Genomic DNA, 21,254 nt, shown 5'->3' with positions numbered 1-21,254 from the left:
ACCATTCTATCATTCACTCATCGCACCGGCGACCCGGTCAACATTGAACACATGAAAAAGCTATTATTCCTACTTCCGATACTTTGCCTGACGGCCTGTGAAAGTGAGCTTATCGAAGAGCCGAAATCGCTGGTTGTGGAAGCATTTTACAATACGGCTGCCGAAGTGGAAGCGGCCGCGAACCTGATTTCGGTACCGCTCCGTAGCAGCAGTGGTTTGAGCGTGTACGAAGCCACGCTGGAAAGCCAGACCGATTACGCCTACGGCCGGGGGAGCTGGGCACCCTTATCTGATTTTCAGGGGCTTGATGGAGCAAACATTACCCGTGTGTCGGGCTTGTGGAACATCTTTTACCTGAGCATCCGCAATGCTAATCTGGTGATTAAGAATGCGCCAAATGGCAAATCGATCAGTCAGGCCGATGTGAAGAAATTTGTGGGTGAAGCCAAATTCCTGCGGGCCTACAACTATTTTCAACTGGTACGTAACTGGGCCGGTGTGCCGCTACGTACCGAAGCGAACATGACCGAAATCAACCTGAAACGGAGCAGTGTTGATGAGGTGTATACGCTGATTCTGGCTGATCTGATGGAAGCCGAAGCCAACCTGCCCGACAATCCGGCGGTGGCTGGTCGGCCTACCAAATGGGCCGCCAAAACGTTGCTGGCCGATGTGTATCTGCAACAGGGGAAATACGCCGAAGCCCGCGACAAAGCGAAGGAGGTAATAGATTCTAAAAAGTTTTCGCTGGTTCCGGTAGCAACCAAAGCCGATTTTCAAACGAAAGTCTGGGGCCCGGAACTGGTGTCGACATCGGAGGAGATTTTCTATCTGAAATATGCCCGGCAGGTGGGGCAGGGGAATTACATGCTCTGGATTACCAACCACCCCAACACCAAGCTGTTCAACTTTGGTGGTGCCTATGCCGTCTACGGCGATGCAAACAGCGCGTTTTACAAAGCTTGGGACAACGGCGACTTGCGCAAAAGCTTGTGGGACGTAGTGAATTTCGGATTGGGAGCTACTACGCTCGTTAGCTCGAAGTTTATCGATCAACTCGCTGTGGGTCAGAACGGTGCAGGTAACGATGATCCGGTTTATGGTTACTCCGACGTCTTACTGATCTATGCCGAAGCAGCCGCTCGGGCCGGAAATGCCGTAACTGCCGATGCGCTGGAATCATTGAATCAGGTGCATCGCCGGGCCTACGGGAAAACGCCAACCGCTACGTCGACCGTCGATTTTAATCTGGCGGATTATACGTCTGCTACGTTTGTGAACGCCGTGTTGATGGAAAAAGCCTATGAATTTCAGTACGGTGGCAAACGCTGGCTGGAGCTGAAACGTACCGGAACGGCCAAAGCGGTGATTCAGGCCATGAAAGGAAAAACCGTGCAGGACAAACATCTACTGTGGCCGATTCCGGTATCAGAATTAAACTATAACCTGGCAATCGACGCGGCCAAAGAACAAAATCCGGGGTACTAAATAGAATGTTGAATGAGTGAATGATAGAATGATTGAATTTTTTGACGATTCGACCTATTCAATCATTCTATCATTCACTCATTCAAAATTAAAAGACTATGAAAAGAAGATCGGTTATTGCTACGTTAGGCGCTCTGTCTATAGGAGCGAAGGCTTCGGCGCTGGAACCGGGCGAGGTGTTGAAAGAGCCATACAAAGTCGCGAAAAAAGCGATCAAAGCCGATATTGTGGTGGTAGGGGGCGGAACGGCGGGCGTTGTTGCTGCGCTTCAGGCGGCTCGCGCGGGTCGGCAAACGATTCTGGTCGAAAATGGCAGTCAGCTCGGCGGCACCACCACTACGGGCGGTGTGGCTTATCCGGGAATCTTTTTTGCCTGGGGCAAGCAGGTAATCAGTGGTATCGGCTGGGAAATGGTGCAGGAGGCTGTGGCGCTCAACGACGATACGTTGCCCGATTTTTCGATTCCCCACGGCAAACATCATCCACGCCATCAGGTGCGGTTGAACGGCCAGTTGTATGCGTTGTTGCTGGAGGAAAAATGCGTAGAAGCGGGCGTTCAGATCCGGTTTTATGAAACACCCACGCAGGTTACTCCGCAGAAAAACGGCTGGCTTGTCGAAACGGTTGGAAAAGGGATTATGACCCAGATCACCTGCAATCAGCTGATCGACTGTACGGGTAACGCGTTTGTTACGTCGATGGCGGGCTACGATGTGCTTCGGGAAGCGACTACGCAACCGGGTTCGTTGATGTTTGAGATTGGCGGCTATGATTTTCAATCGCTGGATTTGAAATTGATTCAGGCGCGGTATCAGGAAGCCATCAAAAAAGGCGAACTAGACAAACCCGATTTTCGGAATAACATCGTCGGGCTGCTACGTTCCAAAGGCGATAATATCTCCCACGTGTTGGGAGCCGATTCCACTACGTCGGAGACGCATACGGTTGCCAATATCAAGGGGCGTATGGCCTTGCTGAAAACGTTACGTTTCCTGCGGACGCTGCCCGGCTGCGAAAAAACGAAGATTATCGACGTGCAGAACGAAACGGCGGTTCGGGAAACGTACCGCATTGACGGTCATTATAAAGTAACCCATGCCGACTACGTAACGGGCAAACTGTTCGACGATTCGGTGTCGTATTCGTACTATCCGATTGATGTGCACGACGAAAACGGTGTCGTTCCCGATCACCTTAAAGAAGGTGTTGTGCCGACCGTTCCACTGCGGGCGCTGGTGCCGAAAAACAGCAAAAATTTTCTGGTGGCAGGGCGTTGTGTAAGCAGCGACCGGCTGGCTAATTCGGCGCTACGTGTGCAGGCATCAAGCATGGGCATGGGGCAGGCGGCTGGCGCGGCTGCGGTGCTGGCCAATATGCAGAACAAAACCCCGCTCGACGTATCGATGACGGATTTGCGGAAACTGCTGGAAGAGCACGGTGCCATCGTGCCCGGCAGTCAGAAAGGGTAAGTTTTTAGATAGGATTAATAGAATGCTCGTTCGCGATTGTATTGCGGACGAGCTTGATTTTTTAAAAATTACCACCCCTAACCCCCTCTTGTTTTAGGAGGGGCCGGGCCAGCGTTCTGGTTGGGGGCGGTAAATTACTAATTCACTAATTCAAACAGATTTGATACGGCTTCTAATCGGCATACTTTTTATTCTCGCATCGGCCTACGATAGTGCCGGGCAGATTCGGTATTTTCGTACGCCAACGCTTCCGCTAAAAACCGATACTACGTTGGCGTTTCTGGCGGTTGCTGAAGATTCGATTGCCAACGATACGTTGTTTCAGATGCGCTCGAAAGAAGGGTTTCCAGTGGCGTATTTCCGGAAAATCAGAACCAGCGTTTGCTTCGATAATAAATGCCGATTGCTGAAGGTAACGCTATTCTGGAACCCGACGGGCCGCTATCTGGGCTACGATTTAGTGAAAGGTGAATTTCTTAGCAAAGCCGAACACAAACCGTTTACGCTCGCTGAATATGAGCGCATGAGTGACGTATTGGCCGATCAATTTTCGCCACTCGCAACGTTGGCCTATGCCGAAATTGCCCCGCCAAAGAAACCCATCAGCAAAGAAGAGGAAGTCGACGGCGTATCGTCGGCAACGGCGAAGAATGTGCTGGACTACGTAGTGGAAGGAGCGGCCTACACGACCTATAAAATGTGGCACGTCGTGTATGGCCCAACGCAGGCAAGCGTAGTGGCATTGACCGAAAAAAGTTTGTCGCCCGAGTACGTACTGGCTTTACTGGAAAGCCCGGATGGTTCGGATAAAATCTGGGCCTTAAATCACAGTCAGGGTTTTGTTACGTCTACGCCAGCATTGCAACAGAAACTCGTTACGTTTATTAACGGCACTAATTACAACCTCACCGAACGGGCCATCAATGCGCTGGATACTGGTCCGAATTCTGCTACATGGCAGGCTATGCTGGCCGACAATCTGACCACAAAAAGTTATGCCTTGCAGAAGCTGATTGTCAATAAATTGAAGCGTGTTACGTCGCTCGATGCGCAGGCGAAAAAGTCGCTGGCCGAGGGGTTAAAATCGCCGAATAGCGAGCTGGTGAGTACCATTCTGGATGTATTTCGACAGCATAACGTAGCCGATACAGAAACCTGCCGTCCGATTGCCGATTTATTGATTAGCCAGAATCAATTCATTGCGCAAAAAGCATTCGCCTATCTGGAAAAGCTGGACCTTTCGGACGCTGACATCAAGGCAAAACTGGCGCAGTACGCACAGCGAAAGTAAGTGCCTAAAAATATTTTTCTAAAAAATAGGATTAAAGTCCCACGACCCCGGTATTAGTATGTAAACTCCCTTTCATTTCCGGGAAGAAGCGTTGTTGTAAACGATACTAAACTCTTACGCTTTGCTGTTAAATTCGCCCCCTAATGACCTGTTAAATTACGATTGGAAAACCCATCACCGGTCCGACCCGTCCGGAGCTTTTCTACCACTTATTTTTTTTCTTTATGATACGTCAGTCACAACAGATAGTTCGCTTGCTGGTAGCTGTTGTTACGTTGTCCGGTCTGGGCCTGATAGCGAGTGCCTGGGTCAAGAAACCGACGGCCGCCACCCCGAACGTAGTGCTCTTTTTTATGGACGATATGGGTTACGGTGATTTGTCGGTAACGGGTGCCCTCGACTACACTACCCCCAACCTCGACCGGATGGCGGCCGAAGGGTCGCGATTCTCTAACTTTCTGGTAGCGCAGGCCGTATGTAGTGCGTCGCGGGCGGCTCTGATGACCGGCTGTTACCCAAACCGGTTAGGTATATCGGGTGCTTTAGGGCCTAATTCGCCTATTGGTTTGAATCCTAACGAAGAAACGCTGGCCGAGCTACTAAAAGAAAAGGGGTACGCAACCGGGATTTTTGGGAAATGGCATCTGGGCGACAAGAAAGAATTTCTTCCGCTTCAGCAGGGCTTTGATGAGTATTACGGTGTACCGTATTCCCATGATATGTGGCCATTGCATCCATTTCAGGAACGAGCTAAATACCCACCCCTTCGCTGGATCGATGGCAACGAACCTAAAGAAGAAATCAAGGATCTGAACGATGCCGGGCGTATTACGTCGACGGTGACGGAGAAAGCGCTGTCGTTCATCCGACGTAATAAAAACAAGCCTTTTTTCCTGTACGTACCGCATCCATTGCCCCACGTGCCACTGGCCGCTTCCGACAAATTTAAGGGCAAAAGCGCGCGGGGTCTTTTTGGTGACGTAATGAGCGAACTCGACTGGTCGGTGGGCCAGATTCTGGGCGAGTTGAAAAAGCAAAATCTGGATAAAAATACGCTGGTAATTTTCATCAGCGACAATGGGCCGTGGCTTAACTACGGTGATCATGCGGGTTCGTCGGGTGGTTTTCGGGAAGGGAAAGGTACGTCGTTCGAAGGTGGTCACCGCGTACCGTGTCTGGTTCGTTGGCCGGGCGTTGTTCCGGCTGGGCGGGTTAGCAACAAATTATTGACCACGATGGATATTCTGCCCACCGTTGCCAAGGTTTGTGGCGCGCGCCTGCCTAAAAATCGGATCGATGGAGTCGACTGGATTACGTTGCTTAAAGGCGATAACAACGTAACGCCCCGCCAGAATTTCTACTACTACTATCGTAAAAATAACCTGGAAGCTGTTCGGCAAGGCGATTGGAAACTGGTTTTTGCTCATCCGGGCCGGACGTATGAAGGCTCTTTACCAGGCCAGGATGGCAAACCAGGTCCTAGCCCCGAAGACCATGATTTTCCGAAAGCGCTGTATGATCTTCGACGTGATCCGGGCGAACGATATAACGTCATTGAGCAGCAGCCGGACGTAGTAAGCCGTCTGGAAAAATTAGCAGAAGAAGCCCGTGCTGATCTGGGCGACGAGTTGCAAAAACGAACCGGTGCCAACGTTCGTCAGGCAGGCCAGAGTAGCAATTGATCGTGAAATGACTTGTCGGTAATTGGTCAGTTGTCCACTAGATGGTAACTGAATTGAGCGCTAAATTATCCCAGCTAGCAAGATGATGTCTGGGATAATTTAGCGCTCAATTCAGTTAAGGGCTAACAGGTTGTTTTTATGGCTCCACTCATCGTCTTGAACATAAAAATAGGTTGATAGTCAGTACGTGAACTGTGGCTTATATCCTTTGCAGCTCCAACGCCTGGTTTAAACATATTTGCTTTTCGGTCTCTATCTATATCCGGTTTCAAATCCATTTACGCGGTTTTGTGAAAAAACTGAGAAAAATTTTCACAAAAGTCGCTTTATGACTAAGGGTAAAACCTAAAACCCGTGTCATTCGCGTACTTGACCGGCTAAATTATGACCGAAGCAGAAGGATATCATCGACCAGATAAGGAGAGCATCGCTCGACCTCTGCATGGTATTGATCAGACGACTACATTAGTCGATAATGAGTTTTTTATTAGGGCCGCTTTTGCCGAGTCGCCCCAGAAAGGTTTTGAAGCTTTATTTCGGATCTATTATAACCCGCTATGCAGTCATGCACTTCGGTTTGTCTACACCCGTGAAGTGGCCGAAGATATTGTAGGAGAGGTGTTTTATCAGTTTTGGAAAAATAAGGCGTTTACGGTTGTTCAATTTACGTATCGTACCTACCTATATGCGGCTGTTCGTCATCGGGCCTATAATTATCTGCGCGACGAACTCACGGGAAGTCGTACCCCTTCGTCACTCGATGAGCTGGACGTAGCCATAGGGGAGGAGTCGCCCCTCACGCTCATTGAATACGACGAAACGTTTCAGCGGCTCGAAAAAGTGATCAATGAGTTGCCTTCCCAATGTCAGCGGGTTTTTTTGATGAGCCGGTTTGAGAACCGTAAAAATCAGGAAATCGCCAGCGAGTTAGGCATAGCCCTGAAAACGGTAGAATCTCATCTGTCGCGCGCGCTTCGTCAGATGCGTCAACTTCTTCTCAGTAGTATCAGTCTGATTTTTATAGGGTTACACTAAGGCACTACGTGCTCTATGTAGTATCCGAACCTATGTTTTTATGGAAGAACTTGTCAATAAGACACTCGTCTTCGATTACTTCGCCGGAAAGGTAAGCCCGTTTCAAAAAAAGTCGATTGAAGCGTGGTTAGCCATTCCTGGAAATCGAGACATCTATTACCAGTGGCTACACGAGTGGGAAACCAATAATCTGCAACTAGCCACAAATTGGGAGATTGCCTTTGAAACAGCCAGTCGGCGTATACAGTATAGCGTTCAGGAATCTGACCCTGCTGGTAAAGCGTCAATACGTTGGTGGCAGCGACCTGGGTTTTGGATGGCAGCTGCTTCAATCGTGTTTTTGATTGGGTTGAGTGGGTGGCTGAGTGTCGATCTGATTCGCTACCAGACTATAGAAACCAGCTACGGCGAAACCCGACGTTACGTGTTGCCTGATGGTTCGGTTGTGGAACTGAACGCAAATTCCAGCATTCGTTTTCCTCGATTTGGTTTTACGGAAAAAGGGCTACTGGCATCCTTAGTTGGTACGTCGACTGGGCGACGGGTAGAACTGACGGGAGAGGCTGATTTCTCGGTTCGTCATTTGCCCAATCATCAGCCCTTTGTCGTAACAACCAGTAAAGGGCTGGCCGTTAACGTATTGGGGACTCAATTTACCGTGTTTAGCCGGGCCCGGCGTACTCAGGTGGTACTACGTTCGGGTAAGGTAGAGCTCACAATGCCCAAGCAGAGCAATAACCGGCCGCTTACCATGAAACCCGGCGATTTAGTGGTTCTTGATGCCGAAGGAAAGCTGGCGGTTCGTCAGACAGCTCACCCGGAAGAATTATCGGCCTGGAAACAACATCGGTTTACGTTCGAGCAAACATCGCTACGGGAAATTTCGCAGATACTTCAGGAGAATTACGGATTAACAGTCAGAATTGATGGCGATGAGCTTGCCAATCGAACCATTTCAGGGTCATTTCCGGCGCAAAATGCGAATGAGCTTATTCAGCTAGTGGCAGAACTCCTGCAAATCAACTACTTCCGAGATAACAACAACGTTACGTTCACCAATTAGTAAACTACTTTCCTATACCCTAATACTATGAATTACTCACTACGTTTCCTTGTTAGTATAACCTTTGGATTTATACTGACTAGTCATTCGGGCGTAGCGCAGGTGATGGCGGCTAACTGGTTAACCCAGCGCCAGGCTCGACCTTCGTCTATGGCGGCACAGAATCTTCAACTTCGCGATGTGCTGAATCAGTTTAAAGTGCGTTATCGGGTCGATATTCTGTTCGAAGATCGGGTCATCAATAACCAGACAATTTCGTCATCGATCGTTGATCCTGAGGCTACCCTGGAAAAAAATCTGGAAAGTATACTGCGCCCTCAGGGACTTCGGTTCAAGAAAGTGAAACAGGGTGTTTATGTCGTATTGGCGCAGAAGAAGCCGTCGGAACGCTCGTCGACCGATGCTCGCCTGCTCGACGATATACCCACTAATCAGGAATTGCTGGCGGCTCAAATCATGGGCAGATCGGCCAGCCAACCGGAATCGGTCGCCGAAAAAACCGTAATGAACGTAGTGGCCGACAGAACCATAACCGGAACGGTCAAGAGCGAAACGGGCGAAGGGTTGCCGGGAGTGAGCGTTGTGGTGAAAGGATCCACGCGCGGTACGTCTACCGATGCTGAGGGCAAATACCGAATGAGCGTGCCGGATAATGCACAGGCCGTTACGTTGGTTTTCTCCTTTGTAGGGTATCTGAATCAGGAAGTTGCTATCGGGAATCGCACAACCGTTGATGTTACGTTAGCACCCGATCAGAAAGCGCTGGACGAAGTGGTGGTCGTTGGGTATGGTACCGTCCGGAAAAGCGACCTGACGGGCTCGGTTTCTACCGTAAAAGCCGAACAATTAACGGCTTATCCGTCTATCGGCGCTGTGCAGGCCTTACAGGGCCGGGCGGCTGGTGTGCAGATTCAGGCAAACAATGGCGAGCCGGGGGCCAGTTTTAAAGTTCGGATTCGGGGGGGCAATTCGATTAACGCCAGTAGCGATCCCATTTTTGTGGTCGATGGTTTTGTGGGTGGAACCATGCCTCCGCCCGAAGATATTGAGTCGGTTGAAGTGCTGAAAGATGCCAGTGCAACGGCCATTTACGGGTCGCGGGGAGCTAACGGGGTGGTGATGGTAACGACCAAACGGGGTAAAAGCGGCAAGGCACGTATTGAATTCAACTCCTCTTTTTCGGCGCAACAGGAAATTAATCGGCTCAAGCTGCTCAATGCTGAACAGTTTGTCAGCTACGTTCAATCGGTGAATCCGAACTACGTATCGCGAGGCCAAAATACCGACTGGCAGAATCAGATTTTCCAGCCTGGATCGATTCAGAATTATCAGCTTTCGCTGTCTGGCGGTACTGACAATATCAAGTACTACGTATCAGGGGCTTATTTTGGGCAAAAAGGCGTTATTATCAACTCTGATTTTAGCCGGTTTTCGATCACCAGCAACATTGATATAAAAGCCAGCGATAAACTCCGGGTTGGTCTGAATGTATTCGGGCAGCGAAACACCAAAAACGGGGTGCTGAGTCAGGAGAGCACGGGCGGAACGAACAGCTCAGGTGTTGTTTCGTCGGCTTTCAAATTTGGGCCTGATTTAGGGGTGTACGATCAGAATGGGGGCTTTACCATTGCCGTCCTAAGTGATCCGATCAACAACCCGTATGCCATTGCTACGCAGTATCAGAACAACAACGTAAACGATCAGACCCAGGGGAATTTGTTTGCCGAATATCAGATTCTGAAAGATCTGAAGTTCCGCGCTACGTTAGGAGCAACGACCAACAGTGGACGTACCGGTACATATACGCCAACCACGCTGAATGCAGGTGCATCGGTGGGTGGATCGGGCTCGATGAGTGGCAACCGAAACACGTTGTTCCAGAACGAAAACTATTTCTCTTACGACAGAACCTTCGGAGAAGCTCACCGGTTCGGGGCGATGGCTGGATTTTCGTACCAAAGCTCACAGAACGAATCCTGGGGTGGGAGCGGGCAATCGTTTATCAGCGATGCGCTTTCGTACTGGAACCTGGGCAGTTCATCGGTCTGGCAGGCGCCGTCATCGTCGCTGACAGACTGGAAGCTGGCTTCTTGGTATGGTCGGATAAACTACGCTCTTAAAGACCGCTATCTGTTCACGGTTAATGCCCGGTACGATGGTTCCTCTACGTTCAGCCGGAATCACAAATGGGCGTTTTTTCCATCAGGCGCTTTTGCCTGGAACATGGGTAACGAATCCTTTATGTCGGGCTTAAACTGGTTAAGCCAATGGAAGTGGCGGGTAAGTTATGGGCTTACGGGAAATCAGGCTATTTCGCCTTACCAGACACTCGCTCGTTTTTCGACCGTTTTTGCGGCCATCAATGGCGTAGCCGTGAATGCAATCTCGCCATCGTCCATTGCGAACGACGATCTGACCTGGGAAACAACGGCCCAGTTCGATGTAGGGACCGATATCAGTCTGTTTAATAACCGGCTTAATCTGACAATGGACTATTATAAAACCATTACGTCGAACCTACTTTTTAGCGTGCCTCTACCGCAGTATTCGGGCTATTCATCGCAATTGAAAAATATCGGAAAGGTGCAGAATCAGGGTTTTGAGGTTACCGTTGGCACCCGGAATCTGACGGGAGCGCTGCGTTGGGACATGGACGTAAACCTATCGTTGAACCGAAATAAAGTGCTAAGCCTGCCCGATGGGAAAGATATCTTCTACTCGTCGGCTCCGGGGCATCTGGTTGGACTGGATCAGACGCAGATCCTGCGTGAAGGGTCGCCAGTGGGCAGTATGTATGGCTGGATTTATGATGGCGTTTATCAGGAAGGCGACAAATTTCTGACTGGTTCTGGGTTTGAGCAGGTGGTTGGCGGTGAAAAATTCCGCGATCTGGATGGAAACGGAGCCATTAACAGTAACGACCGAACCATTATTGGTAATCCAAATCCGAAATTTATCTGGGGCTGGACGAACGAATTCAAATGGAAGAATCTGGATTTAAACGTGTTTTTTCAGGGGTCGCAGGGGAACGACATGCTAAGCTACACGCTCATGGAGCTGGATTTACTGTCGGGGATTAACAACGCAACGACCAACGCGCTAAACCGCTGGACACCCCAGAATACGAATACCAGCGTACCGAAAGCATCGTCGGCCCGTACGCGTCGGGTATCGACTCGCTGGATTTACGACGGTAGTTACGTCCGGCTGAAAAACCTGGCCATTGGCTACACCTTTCCGCAGGTGTTGACCAATAAGATCAAGCTAAATCGCTTACGGATTTACGCCAGTGCTCAGAATATCCTGACCTTTACAGACTATCCGGGCTATGATCCTGAAGTGAACTACAATACGTCGGGTTCGGTGAATGGCAACCGAAATCTGGGCCTCGACTACGGCAGCTATCCGAATGCCAAATCATATACCATTGGCCTAAACATTGGATTCTAATTAGCTCCTAACACCTTGATCATGAAAACTATCAGAAATAAATTCCTGCTGGCTGCCCTGGTTGGCTCGCTGGCGTCGTGTATTGATCTGGAAGAAAAACCGCAGGGCGTGTTAGCCCCTGAAGGTTTGTTTAAAAGCACAAAAGATGTGCAAACAGCCATCAATGGCGCCTATGGACTCATTGCTTCCGAGCCGTTGTATGGTCGAAATTTCGTGACAGCATTGATGCTTCGCGACGATATGGCCGACATCGGCGACCGTACCACCGCGGCTGCTCGTCAGCAAACGAACGACTTTAATATGGATGCCAGCAATGGACTGGTGGCTTCGTTCTGGCCACGCTGGTACAAAGTAATCAGTACGGTAAATTCGGCCATCAAAGGAGCCGAAGATCTGAAGCTGGCACCCGAACAGGCCAATCCAACCATAGCCGAAGCCCGGTTTGTACGGGCGTTTTCGTACTTTCATCTGGTTCAGTCATTCGGAGCTATTCCGTACATCGAGACGTTTGTGTCGGACCCTGAATCGGTAAAAACCATCGGAAAAAGCTCAGAAGAGGAGGTATATGCGAAACTAATTGCCGACCTGGAATTTGCTAAACAATGGCTGCCCGATCAGCAACCGGCCGATGTACGTACCCGACCCACCAAAGGTTCGGCTGCTACGTGTCTGGCGTCGGTTTATCTGACCCGTGGCGATTACCAGAAAGCGTATACCGAATCCAAATGGGTGATCGATAATAAAGACAAGTTTGCGTATCGGCTCGAAAGCGATTTTCAGGATTTGTTTATTGCGACAAAAGCCGACCAGATCAAAGAAACCATTTTTGCTGTCGACTTTATTGGTCAAAAGGTTGGTCCTGAAAGCACTAACGACGATCTGATGGGCGCCATGACGGGTATTCGGGGAACCGATCAGAATGGCTGGAGTGTGGCGGTGCCGACGCTCAAAGTATACCAGACCTGGGATGCCCGCGACTATCGGAAACGGGTGAGCTTTGAGGACTCCATGCGGATCGGGGGCGTTCTAAGGCCGTATACCGCTTTCCCAACGGCTGCCCGGCCACATATTGCGAAGTTTGCCCGCTATCCGGGCAATGCCAACTCGGAAGGCCGTTACTCCGATCATAACTACTTCTGTTTCCGCTACGCAGAAGTATTACTCACCGCTGCCGAAGCTTTGGCCGAAGTGAACGGCGCGCCCAACGCCGAAGCCATTGGCTACATCAATCAGGTTCGGGCACGGGCGCGTAACTGGGCTGGTCGGCAAACGACGTTCCCCGCCGACGTAGCGTTAGGCATGACCAAAGATGCGTTTATCAATCTGGTGCTTGAAGAACGCCGACTCGAACTGGCGTTTGAATTCAAACGGTGGTACGATATTAAACGCCGGAAGCTGGGCGACGTAGTGTTTAAAGGTGCTAATTCGCTGGAGCCACATACCAACTTCGACGCCAGCCGTGATTACCTGATGCCGCACCTCAGCACCGAAATGGCCATCAATCCGAACCTGACCCAAAATCCGGGCTATTGATTTATTTTTCGACAGGATTTACAAGATTGACAGGATTTTAAGTAGAGAACCTGTCAATCTTGTTAATCCTGTCAATCCTGTCGAAATTTATTTTCCTGAACCATGAACCGCCGGGAATTTATACGTAACAACGCTGCCTTTGGTATAGGTGCCGGTTTGCCTTCTGGCTGGATTGAACTACTCAGACAGCAGGGCGGATTTCCACCCGTTCGGCGACTTACGAATGGACCAAAACACCACTGGTTCGGGTATTACGATAAGTGGCAGGTTGATCCAGCCAATCGGTACGTACTGGGAATGGAAGTCGATTTTGAAGGTCGCTCGCCAAATCCCGACGACGTACTAAAAGTGGGCATGATCGATCTGCACGATAAGGATCGCTGGATCGAACTGGGCGAGAGTCGTTCGTGGGGGTGGCAGCAGGGATGCATGTTACAATGGATTCCCGGATCAGCAGACGAGGTAATCTGGAATGATCGGCAGGACGGCCAGTTCGTGTCGATTATCATGAATGTGCATACCCGGAAAAAACGTATCCTTCCTAAGCCCATCTATACCATCAGTCCCGACGCTACGTGGGCTGTTGGCCTGGATTTCGGTCGTTTGCAGGATTTACGACCTGGGTATGGCTACAAGGGTGTTCCCGACCCCTATCAGTCTATGAAAGCGCCCGAAAAAACGGGTATTTACCGGATTGATCTGAAAACCGGGAAGGACGAACTGATTATTCCGTATGCAGCCTGTGCCGCGTTGCCGCATCAGGGCGAAGATGTCAGCACGTATTGGCACTGGTATAATCATCTGCTGATCAGTCCCGACAGTAAACGATTTATTTTCCTGAATCGCTGGCGGAAGGAACGTATCATCGATCCTGGTAAAGGCTTTATAACCCGTATGTTCACGGCCGATAAAAATGGTAAAAACCAGTACGTTCTTGATCCGTCGGGCTATACATCGCATTTTGTCTGGCGCGATCATCAGCACGTTTGCGCCTGGACTCGTCCGGCTAACCAACCCGATGGTTTTTACCTGTTGAAAGACCTGACGCAGGACGTAACACCCGTAGGAAAAGGCGTTATGGTCTTAAACGGACATAATACGTATCTGCCGAAGCAACATAATGCCTGGATTCTGAACGATTGTTATCCGCAGGGAGCCGACCGTTTTCAGGTTCCGTATCTGTACAACGTAGCGTCGAACCAACGGATCGATATTGGCCGTTTTCACTCGCCCAACGCTTACAAAGGCGAATGGCGTTGCGATTTGCACCCCCGTTCCAGTCCTGACGGCAAGATGGTCATCATTGATTCAACGCACGAAGGGTTAGGCCGTCAACTCTATCTGATCGATATCAGTAAATTAGTCGGGTAAATACGTTCTAGTATCGTACTACGTTTCAATTAAATGACCTACCTAGCCATTGATAGCATAAAAAATCGGACGTTCGACGCCATCGTTGTCGGAACGGGAATTAGTGGCGGTTGGGCTGCTAAAGAACTGACTGGCAAAGGTCTGAGGACGCTGGTGCTGGAGCGCGGCCGCGATGTAAAACACATCACCGATTATCCAACCACGATGATGCAGCCCTGGGAGCTTGAACATCGTGGGCAGGTTCCTTTGGCAGTACGGAACGAGTATACCATAGCCAGCAAGAATTACGCGTTTCGGGAAGATACGGTCCATTTTTTTACCAAAGATGCTGAACAGCCGTACGTTCAGGAACAGCCCTATGACTGGATCAAAGCCTACCAGGTGGGTGGACGTTCGCTGCTATGGGGACGTATGACGCAGCGGTGGAGCGATTTCGATTTTGGCGGCCCGGCTCGGGATGGGTATGCCGTAGACTGGCCCATTCGGTACGCCGACATTGCCCCCTGGTACAGCTACGTTGAAAAATTTATCGGTGTCTCCGGGAATCGGGATGGGTTGGCTCAACTGCCAGATGGTGAGTTTCTGCCCCCGCATGAAATGAGTTGTGTCGAAAAACATTTCCGGCAGAAGATCGGTGAAAAATACCCAGACCGCCCGATGATTATTGGGCGAGTTGCGCATCTGACTCAGCCTAAACCGATTCATTTACAGCAGGGCAGGGCTCAGTGCCAGCATCGAAATTTGTGTGATCGGGGCTGCCCATACGGTGGCTATTACAGTAGCAATTCGTCAACGATTCCGTGGGCAGAACGTACTGGTAAAATGACGTTACGTCCGCATTCGGTTGTCCATTCGGTTATTTACGACGAGCAGCGGAAACGAGCCGTGGGCGTTCGGGTTGTTGATACGCAGACGCATGAAATGACGGAGTACTACGCCCGGATCATCTTCCTGAATGCGTCGACGATGAATACGAATTTGATTCTGCTCAACTCTATATCGAATCGGTTCCCGAAGGGATTAGGTAATGATCATGATGTATTGGGCCGATACGTAGCGTTTCATAGTTATCGAGGCCGCATTAATGCCGAATTCGATGGCTTCCAGGGATTTAAAACTGATGGCCTACGCCCCAATGCGTGCTATATGCCCCGTTTTAGGAATTTGCACAAGCAGGAAACTGATTTTCTACGGGGCTATGCCGTAGCCTTTTCGGCCGGACGTAGCGTTATTCAGCCTACGGATGAACTGGGCGCAGGGTTGAAAGAGCAGCTTCTGGCCACCAACTACGGTAACTGGACTGTTGGTGCCAGTATGATGGGCGAAACCATTCCAAAAGAAATTAGTCGGGTTCAGCTAGATCCGGCCCTGAAAGATCCATACAGCATTCCGCAGCTACGTATTTCGTTAGCTTACGATGATAACGATACGAAAATGCTGAATGATTTCTTCGAGCAGTTATCGAAAATGTACACCGCAGCCGGTTTTACCAACATCCGCCGGATTGATACGAAACGAACACCGGGTAATGAAAACCACGAGATGGGCGGTGTCCGAATGGGTAAAGATTCTAAAACGTCGATGCTGAACCGCTGGAATCAACTGCATAGTTGCTCCAATGTTTTCGTAACCGATGGCGCCTGTATGACGTCAACATCCACACAAAATCCATCCCTGACCTACATGGCGCTGACAGCCAGAGCTGTCGACTACGCCGTGAAACAACTGAAAGCGCAGAGACTGTAGGCGTCGGATCGATACGTAGCGTTCTGTTACTATTTTCCGGCTTTCAGGAAATCGACTACGGCTTTGGCAAACTCAGGCGTACGCATAGCGCCACCGTGGTCGCCGGGAACAATAATCAGTCTGGAGCCGGGTACGGCATCGACCAGCGTTTGAGGGTCGCCGTTGTCTTTGTCCTGATCGCCATTCACCACCAGAACCGGTACGTTAATTCTTGCCAGTTCAGTCTTGGTGGTAACTGGCTGAAATTCCTGTAATCGTGCTAAAACGACCGTATCGGCGCCGGAGCGTTTTGCGTAATCGATGGCACTTTGCAGTTCGGGATGACTGCCGGGTTTGGTTAAGGCTTCGTGAAAGTTCTTTCGGCGGATCCAGTTCGGATCGGAAAAGTCGACACTGATGCCGCCCATCACCGCGCGACGTACCTGCTTGTCCATTGTCAGTAGCTTGGCTGTCAGAATTGCTCCACGAGAATAGCCTACTACGTCGTAACTGGATAAGCCCAGGTGCTTCATTAACGCCATTACGTCTTTCAATTCGGCATTGTCACGATAGGCTTCAGCTGAATGGGGTTTGTCGGATAAACCATTACCGCGCAGATCGAGCGTAACGACTTTGAACCCAGCATCGGCCAGGTCCTGTCGGACGGAAGCGCGTTTCCAGCTTTCGCTGTTACTGATGAAGCCGTGTAGCAAGACGACGGGTTTGCCCGACCCAATGATATCGTAGTGGATGTTGGTGCCATCGAACGAACTGAACAGGGGTTCGCGGTTGGACTGCCCTGTGGCAAGCGATGAAATTAGCAGGCAGGTTAGCAGTAAAGACAATTTCATGGGATTGATCAATAGACTGTATGGCTAAGCAACGCAATAAGTTTAACCTTTCTGTATTCTACCGGTTTACTAGTATAGAACAAACACTCAACGATCATGAACATGTTAGCAACTCCAGCCGACGGTGATGTAGAACTGATCGGTTCACGAATTGGTCGCATCGATCCTGACAATTTTCGTAACCAGAGCGGAGCCGCCATTGACGATGGTGATGAGGACGAAGAGGTACGCGAAGAGGAATTGTACGATGAACCCGTCGATGAAGATGGTGATCCTACGGGCGAACACGACCATCATCAGGACGATAATTACGCGTTAGGCGGGCACGTAACACGTAGCGGGGCCTAGGGCGTCTGTGGTTTATAGTTTTTGGTTCATAGTTTGAAACCGGTGAACCAGAAACTATAAGCCAGAAACGACAGGCCATAAACCAAAAACCATAAAACTACAGCGATGAAACCTGATCAAACAGAAAATTACGATCCCGCTGAGGACGATAACCAGGGCGTTGTTCAGCTTCTGGCGCAGAGCGAAGAGTCAACTGCGGGAGTAGCCCAGGCCGACTACATGAATCCCGTGACGGCCTCTGGACCAGAGCCGGAAAAAGAGGAAGTGAATCTGTCAGATGTTGACGCCAGTGGTGTTAACGACGATTTGCTGGAGGAAGAAGCAGTTGAACAGGGTGAGATTGACGAAGAAGAGTAATTTAAGGCGGCTTTCTATCGTAGTGATTTAGCATTTATTTCTCATTGACCATTCATCATCGGCACTATGAATAACAATCAGTTGGCCCAACTGGTAATACGTATTGGGCTTGGTATTAATATGCTCATGCACGGGTTGGTACGTATTCCGAAGCTGGGCGCTTTTGTCTCGAAGACGGCAGCGGGCTTTTCGCAGACTATTTTGCCTCCCATCCTGACCAATGGCTTTCTTTATACACTGCCTTTTTTAGAGTTTGCATCAGGCGTTCTGATTTTGCTGGGTGGTCAATTTAGCCGGTGGGGCTATGTACTGGGTGGGGCCATCATTGCTATGCTATTATTTGGAACAACGCTGAAAGAAGACTGGGCTGGTGCAGGTAACCAAATGATCTATGTTATAGCATTTTATCTGGCGCTACGTTCGCTGAACGACAGTAGCCGAAACCGTTATCGCTGATTTTTTTTTCGACAAGTTTCCAACGTTTCCGTTTCGGGGTGAGTCAGTATAGGAAACAAATCGAGTTAATAATGAAATCAACGTTGTTGTTAAGTGCCCTGTTAGCAGGCAGTATTTTTGCTTTATCCTCTTGTAACACAGAAGACATTTCATCAGAACCAGGACTTCCTTATCAATCAAATTTTCAAAACGACAAAGATGGCTGGACTGCCGAGATTGTTGACTATGGTGTAGAGCAGGATTCGATTATGGAGTTTAAATCGGCCTGGACAGCCTTGCCAGCGCCACTGGATACCACCAAAAAGTCGGTGATGCTGGAAAGTATGAATCGCAGCGATGATGCATTCATGTTCCTCAAAAAGAAAGTAACGGGTCTGCAGCCAAACAAAGACTACTCGCTGGTATTTGATATACAACTGGCATCGAAGTATCCGACTAATTCGATGGGTATTGGTGGATCGCCAGGCAGCAGCGTCTGGGTAAAAGCCGGCGCTACGTCTGTAGAGCCAGTTAAAGAAAAGAAAGATAATTTTTATTCGTTAAATATAGACAAAGGTGCTCAGAGTGAGGGCGGAAAAGACGCCATCATCCTGGGTAATGTCGGTGTTGGCGACGATGAAGATGAGACGTATCAACTCATTACGCGTTCAAACGCCGATAAGCCATTTACGGCCCGCAGCAACGCAAACGGCGAACTTTGGCTAATCGTTGGTACCGATTCCGGCTTTGAAGGATTAACGACTCTCTATTACAGTCAGATTAAGGTGACTGTAAGATAATTCTGATTTACTCAATCAATACGTGCAAAATGCCATTACTGCTAGTAGTGGCATTTTTTTATAGCTTCGGGTTTGGATCTTGGTACGTGTATTATTGCTATTGCGCCCAACGGTACGAATCAGAGGAAGCGGCTAGATGACCGAAAATAACGGAAAGTTTCCGATATTTGTCCAACCTGCCAGGAACATACCCGCCCGGCCTTTTGTTGAAAAAATGTCGTATTGATGTAAAATCATGCGAATAACCGAAACTATGAGCAAGGACGCTGACATACTAGAGAGCATAACCAACGCTGAGTATAAATACGGATTTGAGACACTGATCGAGGCCGATGAGGCCCCTCCTGGTCTTGATGAAGACATTATTCGTTTTATCTCCGCCAAGAAAAACGAACCTGAGTGGTTATTGGAAAGTCGCCTGAAAGCCTTTCGTCTGTGGCAGGAAATGACTGAGCCTCACTGGGCAAATGTTAGTTTTCCTAAAATTGACTATCAGGCTATCAAGTATTATTCTGCGCCCAAGCAGAAAAAAACGGTGAACTCGCTGGACGAAATTGATCCTGAACTGCTGGATACGTTCAAGCGGTTAGGCATTTCGTTGAGTGAGCAAAAACGTCTGGCTGGCGTTGTCGATGGCTCGGCCGATGGTGGTCAGGGTGAATTGCCACGCGTAGCGGTCGACGCCGTTATGGATTCCGTTTCGGTAGCTACTACGTTTAAGAAGGATCTGGCCGAGCGCGGTATTATTTTCTGCTCGATGACGGAAGCCGTGCATGAACATCCCGAACTGGTGAAAAAATACCTCGGTTCGGTAGTTCCTGCTAAAGATAATTATTACGCTGCCCTGAACGCTGCCGTGTTTACCGACGGATCGTTCTGCTACATTCCGAAAGGCGTTCGTTGCCCAATGGAATTGTCGACTTATTTCCGGATCAATGCGGCCGGAACGGGCCAGTTTGAGCGGACACTGATCATTGCCGACGAAGGTTCATACGTCAGTTACCTCGAAGGCTGCACCGCGCCCATGCGCGACGAAAATCAGCTTCATGCGGCTGTTGTCGAGCTGGTTGCCCATGCCGATGCGGAGATCAAATACTCGACTGTTCAGAACTGGTATCCCGGCGATAAAGAAGGAAAGGGCGGTATTTACAACTTCGTTACCAAACGGGGTATCTGCGACGGCCCAAACTCGAAAATCTCCTGGACGCAGGTTGAAACGGGTTCGGCGATCACCTGGAAATATCCATCGGTTATCCTGAAAGGCGATAATTCGATTGGCGAGTTCTATTCAGTAGCCGTTACGAACAACATGCAGCAGGCTGATACAGGAACGAAAATGGTCCATATTGGCAAAAACACCAAGAGCCGGATCGTATCGAAAGGTATTTCGGCGGGTAAGAGTCAGAACTCGTATCGTGGCCTGGTGCAGGTGATGAAACGGGCTGAAAATGCACGAAACTACTCGCAATGTGATTCACTGTTGCTGGGCGATAAGTGTGGTGCGCATACGTTCCCGTATCTGGAAGTAAGCAATCCATCGGCTACGGTTGAGCACGAAGCTACTACGTCTAAAATTGGCGAAGACCAGCTGTTCTATTGCAACCAGCGCGGTATTCCAACCGAGCAGGCTGTGGCGCTGATCATTAATGGATACGCTAAAGAAGTATTAAACCAACTGCCGATGGAGTTTGCTGTGGAAGCACAGAAACTGTTGGCCATTAGTTTGGAAGGTAGCGTTGGTTAAATCACAATAGTTTATAAATTGAAGCCCCTACAAATTTGTAGGGGCTTTTTTAGTGACTTCGATTGGAAAAGGACAAGGGGTATTATGAGCAATTTCTTCGCGACAAAGAAAAAGAATTGCTGGATTCTGTAGGCGACTTATTACAAATTGAGATGGTCTTATTCGATCTTAGAAAACTTTATTTGAAAGCATTGGATTTAGAGGAAGAAGGCGAAAAAGTAGCTCAGCAACTACGCGATCAGGAAAAGCGGCTACGTCAGCTGTTGTCTGTGGAGAAAGATCGTTTGGCCGATTTGGAATTAGATATTGCTCATGCTAAATTTATGATAGATTTATTCAACCAAAAGCCATGATATCATCGGATAAAAAGCAGAAAGCAAAGGCGTTGGTCAATGAAGGGGAGCTTTTAGTTAACCAGGCGGAAATCCTCCTGCAAAAACTAGTGATCCGTAATGCCCGTATGAGCCAAGAAATGAAGCAAATACGCATAGAACTAGAGGAGAAATTAATATCGAAAACGAACTAAGAAGTAATCCTTTTATAAAGCCTCTGCGGAAACGTAGGGGCTTTTTTGTTACATTTAATTTCGTGTCTCAATGAATCAAATGTTTG

The 21,254-nt window shown here is 49.3% G+C and carries 18 protein-coding genes; 17 read left to right on the top strand and 1 reads right to left on the bottom strand.

The window, feature by feature from the left end; translation table 11 throughout:
* Positions 1-51 precede the first annotated feature (51 nt).
* From GK108_RS15400 to GK108_RS15355, 10 genes are all read left to right on the top strand, one after another.
* Complete coding sequence (locus GK108_RS15400) at positions 52-1,488, top strand: RagB/SusD family nutrient uptake outer membrane protein (protein WP_163950014.1); 1,437 nt, start codon at positions 52-54, stop codon at positions 1,486-1,488.
* A gap of 98 nt (positions 1,489-1,586) precedes the next feature.
* Positions 1,587-2,957: an FAD-dependent oxidoreductase gene (locus tag GK108_RS15395; RefSeq protein ID WP_163950011.1), complete on the top strand. Its 1,371-nt coding sequence runs from the start codon at positions 1,587-1,589 to the stop codon at positions 2,955-2,957.
* Positions 2,958-3,117: 160 nt separating this feature from the next.
* Positions 3,118-4,248 carry a hypothetical protein gene (locus tag GK108_RS15390; RefSeq protein ID WP_163950006.1) on the top strand — a complete coding sequence of 377 codons (1,131 nt, stop codon included), beginning with the start codon at positions 3,118-3,120 and terminating at the stop codon, positions 4,246-4,248.
* A gap of 224 nt (positions 4,249-4,472) precedes the next feature.
* A complete protein-coding gene (locus tag GK108_RS15385; RefSeq protein ID WP_163950004.1) occupies positions 4,473-5,930 on the top strand; it encodes a sulfatase family protein in 1,458 nt (485 codons plus the stop codon).
* Positions 5,931-6,314: 384 nt separating this feature from the next.
* Positions 6,315-6,965: an RNA polymerase sigma-70 factor gene (locus tag GK108_RS15380; protein ID WP_163950001.1), complete on the top strand. Its 651-nt coding sequence runs from the start codon at positions 6,315-6,317 to the stop codon at positions 6,963-6,965.
* Between the two features lie 40 nt (positions 6,966-7,005).
* On the top strand, positions 7,006-8,028 hold the full coding sequence (locus tag GK108_RS15375; protein ID WP_163949998.1) for a FecR family protein: 1,023 nt from the start codon (positions 7,006-7,008) through the stop codon (positions 8,026-8,028).
* A gap of 27 nt (positions 8,029-8,055) precedes the next feature.
* On the top strand, positions 8,056-11,478 hold the full coding sequence (locus tag GK108_RS15370; protein WP_246224915.1) for a SusC/RagA family TonB-linked outer membrane protein: 3,423 nt from the start codon (positions 8,056-8,058) through the stop codon (positions 11,476-11,478).
* A gap of 21 nt (positions 11,479-11,499) precedes the next feature.
* A complete protein-coding gene (locus GK108_RS15365; RefSeq protein ID WP_163949994.1) occupies positions 11,500-13,011 on the top strand; it encodes a RagB/SusD family nutrient uptake outer membrane protein in 1,512 nt (503 codons plus the stop codon).
* A 102-nt stretch (positions 13,012-13,113) separates the two neighbouring features.
* Positions 13,114-14,382: a hypothetical protein gene (locus GK108_RS15360; RefSeq protein WP_163949991.1), complete on the top strand. Its 1,269-nt coding sequence runs from the start codon at positions 13,114-13,116 to the stop codon at positions 14,380-14,382.
* A gap of 33 nt (positions 14,383-14,415) precedes the next feature.
* Positions 14,416-16,128, top strand: coding sequence for a GMC oxidoreductase (locus GK108_RS15355; RefSeq protein WP_163949987.1), 1,713 nt, complete (start codon positions 14,416-14,418; stop codon positions 16,126-16,128).
* 29 nt (positions 16,129-16,157) lie between these two features.
* On the opposite strand, the gene GK108_RS15350 is transcribed toward GK108_RS15355, so the two are convergent.
* Positions 16,158-16,958 (bottom strand): alpha/beta fold hydrolase, encoded by an 801-nt coding sequence (locus GK108_RS15350; RefSeq protein WP_163949984.1) that lies wholly within the window; start codon positions 16,956-16,958, stop codon positions 16,158-16,160.
* A 96-nt stretch (positions 16,959-17,054) separates the two neighbouring features.
* Between GK108_RS15350 and GK108_RS15345 the strand changes: the two genes are divergently transcribed.
* From GK108_RS15345 to GK108_RS15315, 7 genes are all read left to right on the top strand, one after another.
* Positions 17,055-17,306: a hypothetical protein gene (locus tag GK108_RS15345; protein WP_163949981.1), complete on the top strand. Its 252-nt coding sequence runs from the start codon at positions 17,055-17,057 to the stop codon at positions 17,304-17,306.
* A 105-nt stretch (positions 17,307-17,411) separates the two neighbouring features.
* On the top strand, positions 17,412-17,663 hold the full coding sequence (locus GK108_RS15340) for a hypothetical protein (protein ID WP_163949978.1): 252 nt from the start codon (positions 17,412-17,414) through the stop codon (positions 17,661-17,663).
* A 66-nt stretch (positions 17,664-17,729) separates the two neighbouring features.
* On the top strand, positions 17,730-18,119 hold the full coding sequence (locus GK108_RS15335) for a DoxX family protein (protein ID WP_163949975.1): 390 nt from the start codon (positions 17,730-17,732) through the stop codon (positions 18,117-18,119).
* A 71-nt stretch (positions 18,120-18,190) separates the two neighbouring features.
* On the top strand, positions 18,191-18,898 hold the full coding sequence (locus tag GK108_RS15330; RefSeq protein ID WP_163949972.1) for a hypothetical protein: 708 nt from the start codon (positions 18,191-18,193) through the stop codon (positions 18,896-18,898).
* A gap of 253 nt (positions 18,899-19,151) precedes the next feature.
* Positions 19,152-20,642: a Fe-S cluster assembly protein SufB gene (gene sufB, locus GK108_RS15325; protein ID WP_163949969.1), complete on the top strand. Its 1,491-nt coding sequence runs from the start codon at positions 19,152-19,154 to the stop codon at positions 20,640-20,642.
* Between the two features lie 62 nt (positions 20,643-20,704).
* Positions 20,705-20,995 (top strand): hypothetical protein, encoded by a 291-nt coding sequence (locus GK108_RS15320; protein WP_163949966.1) that lies wholly within the window; start codon positions 20,705-20,707, stop codon positions 20,993-20,995.
* The gene (locus GK108_RS15315; RefSeq protein ID WP_163949963.1) at positions 20,992-21,168 is read left to right on the top strand and encodes a hypothetical protein; all 177 of its coding nucleotides are present in this window, start codon (positions 20,992-20,994) and stop codon (positions 21,166-21,168) included. The genes GK108_RS15320 and GK108_RS15315 overlap by 4 nt, the downstream gene beginning before the upstream one ends.
* The last annotated feature ends 86 nt before the right edge of the window (positions 21,169-21,254 follow it).

Source organism: Spirosoma terrae, from assembly GCF_010435915.1.
GTDB lineage: Bacteria > Bacteroidota > Bacteroidia > Cytophagales > Spirosomataceae > Spirosoma > Spirosoma terrae.
The sequence above is the reverse complement of the archived record's forward strand: the minus strand, read 5'-3'. Positions and strand labels throughout refer to the sequence as shown.

What these genes read in the sequence shown, in the direction of transcription:
- GK108_RS15400 (WP_163950014.1), top strand. Translation starts at nt 52, where the DNA reads ATGAAAAAGCTATTATTCCTACTTCCGATACTTTGCCTGACGGCCTGT.
- GK108_RS15395 (WP_163950011.1), top strand. Translation starts at nt 1,587, where the DNA reads ATGAAAAGAAGATCGGTTATTGCTACGTTAGGCGCTCTGTCTATAGGA.
- GK108_RS15385 (WP_163950004.1), top strand. Translation starts at nt 4,473, where the DNA reads ATGATACGTCAGTCACAACAGATAGTTCGCTTGCTGGTAGCTGTTGTT.
- GK108_RS15380 (WP_163950001.1), top strand. Translation starts at nt 6,315, where the DNA reads ATGACCGAAGCAGAAGGATATCATCGACCAGATAAGGAGAGCATCGCT.
- GK108_RS15375 (WP_163949998.1), top strand. Translation starts at nt 7,006, where the DNA reads ATGGAAGAACTTGTCAATAAGACACTCGTCTTCGATTACTTCGCCGGA.
- GK108_RS15370 (WP_246224915.1), top strand. Translation starts at nt 8,056, where the DNA reads ATGAATTACTCACTACGTTTCCTTGTTAGTATAACCTTTGGATTTATA.
- GK108_RS15365 (WP_163949994.1), top strand. Translation starts at nt 11,500, where the DNA reads ATGAAAACTATCAGAAATAAATTCCTGCTGGCTGCCCTGGTTGGCTCG.
- GK108_RS15360 (WP_163949991.1), top strand. Translation starts at nt 13,114, where the DNA reads ATGAACCGCCGGGAATTTATACGTAACAACGCTGCCTTTGGTATAGGT.
- GK108_RS15355 (WP_163949987.1), top strand. Translation starts at nt 14,416, where the DNA reads ATGACCTACCTAGCCATTGATAGCATAAAAAATCGGACGTTCGACGCC.
- GK108_RS15350 (WP_163949984.1), bottom strand. Translation starts at nt 16,958, where the DNA reads ATGAAATTGTCTTTACTGCTAACCTGCCTGCTAATTTCATCGCTTGCC.
- GK108_RS15345 (WP_163949981.1), top strand. Translation starts at nt 17,055, where the DNA reads ATGAACATGTTAGCAACTCCAGCCGACGGTGATGTAGAACTGATCGGT.
- GK108_RS15340 (WP_163949978.1), top strand. Translation starts at nt 17,412, where the DNA reads ATGAAACCTGATCAAACAGAAAATTACGATCCCGCTGAGGACGATAAC.
- GK108_RS15335 (WP_163949975.1), top strand. Translation starts at nt 17,730, where the DNA reads ATGAATAACAATCAGTTGGCCCAACTGGTAATACGTATTGGGCTTGGT.
- GK108_RS15330 (WP_163949972.1), top strand. Translation starts at nt 18,191, where the DNA reads ATGAAATCAACGTTGTTGTTAAGTGCCCTGTTAGCAGGCAGTATTTTT.
- sufB (WP_163949969.1), top strand. Translation starts at nt 19,152, where the DNA reads ATGAGCAAGGACGCTGACATACTAGAGAGCATAACCAACGCTGAGTAT.
- GK108_RS15315 (WP_163949963.1), top strand. Translation starts at nt 20,992, where the DNA reads ATGATATCATCGGATAAAAAGCAGAAAGCAAAGGCGTTGGTCAATGAA.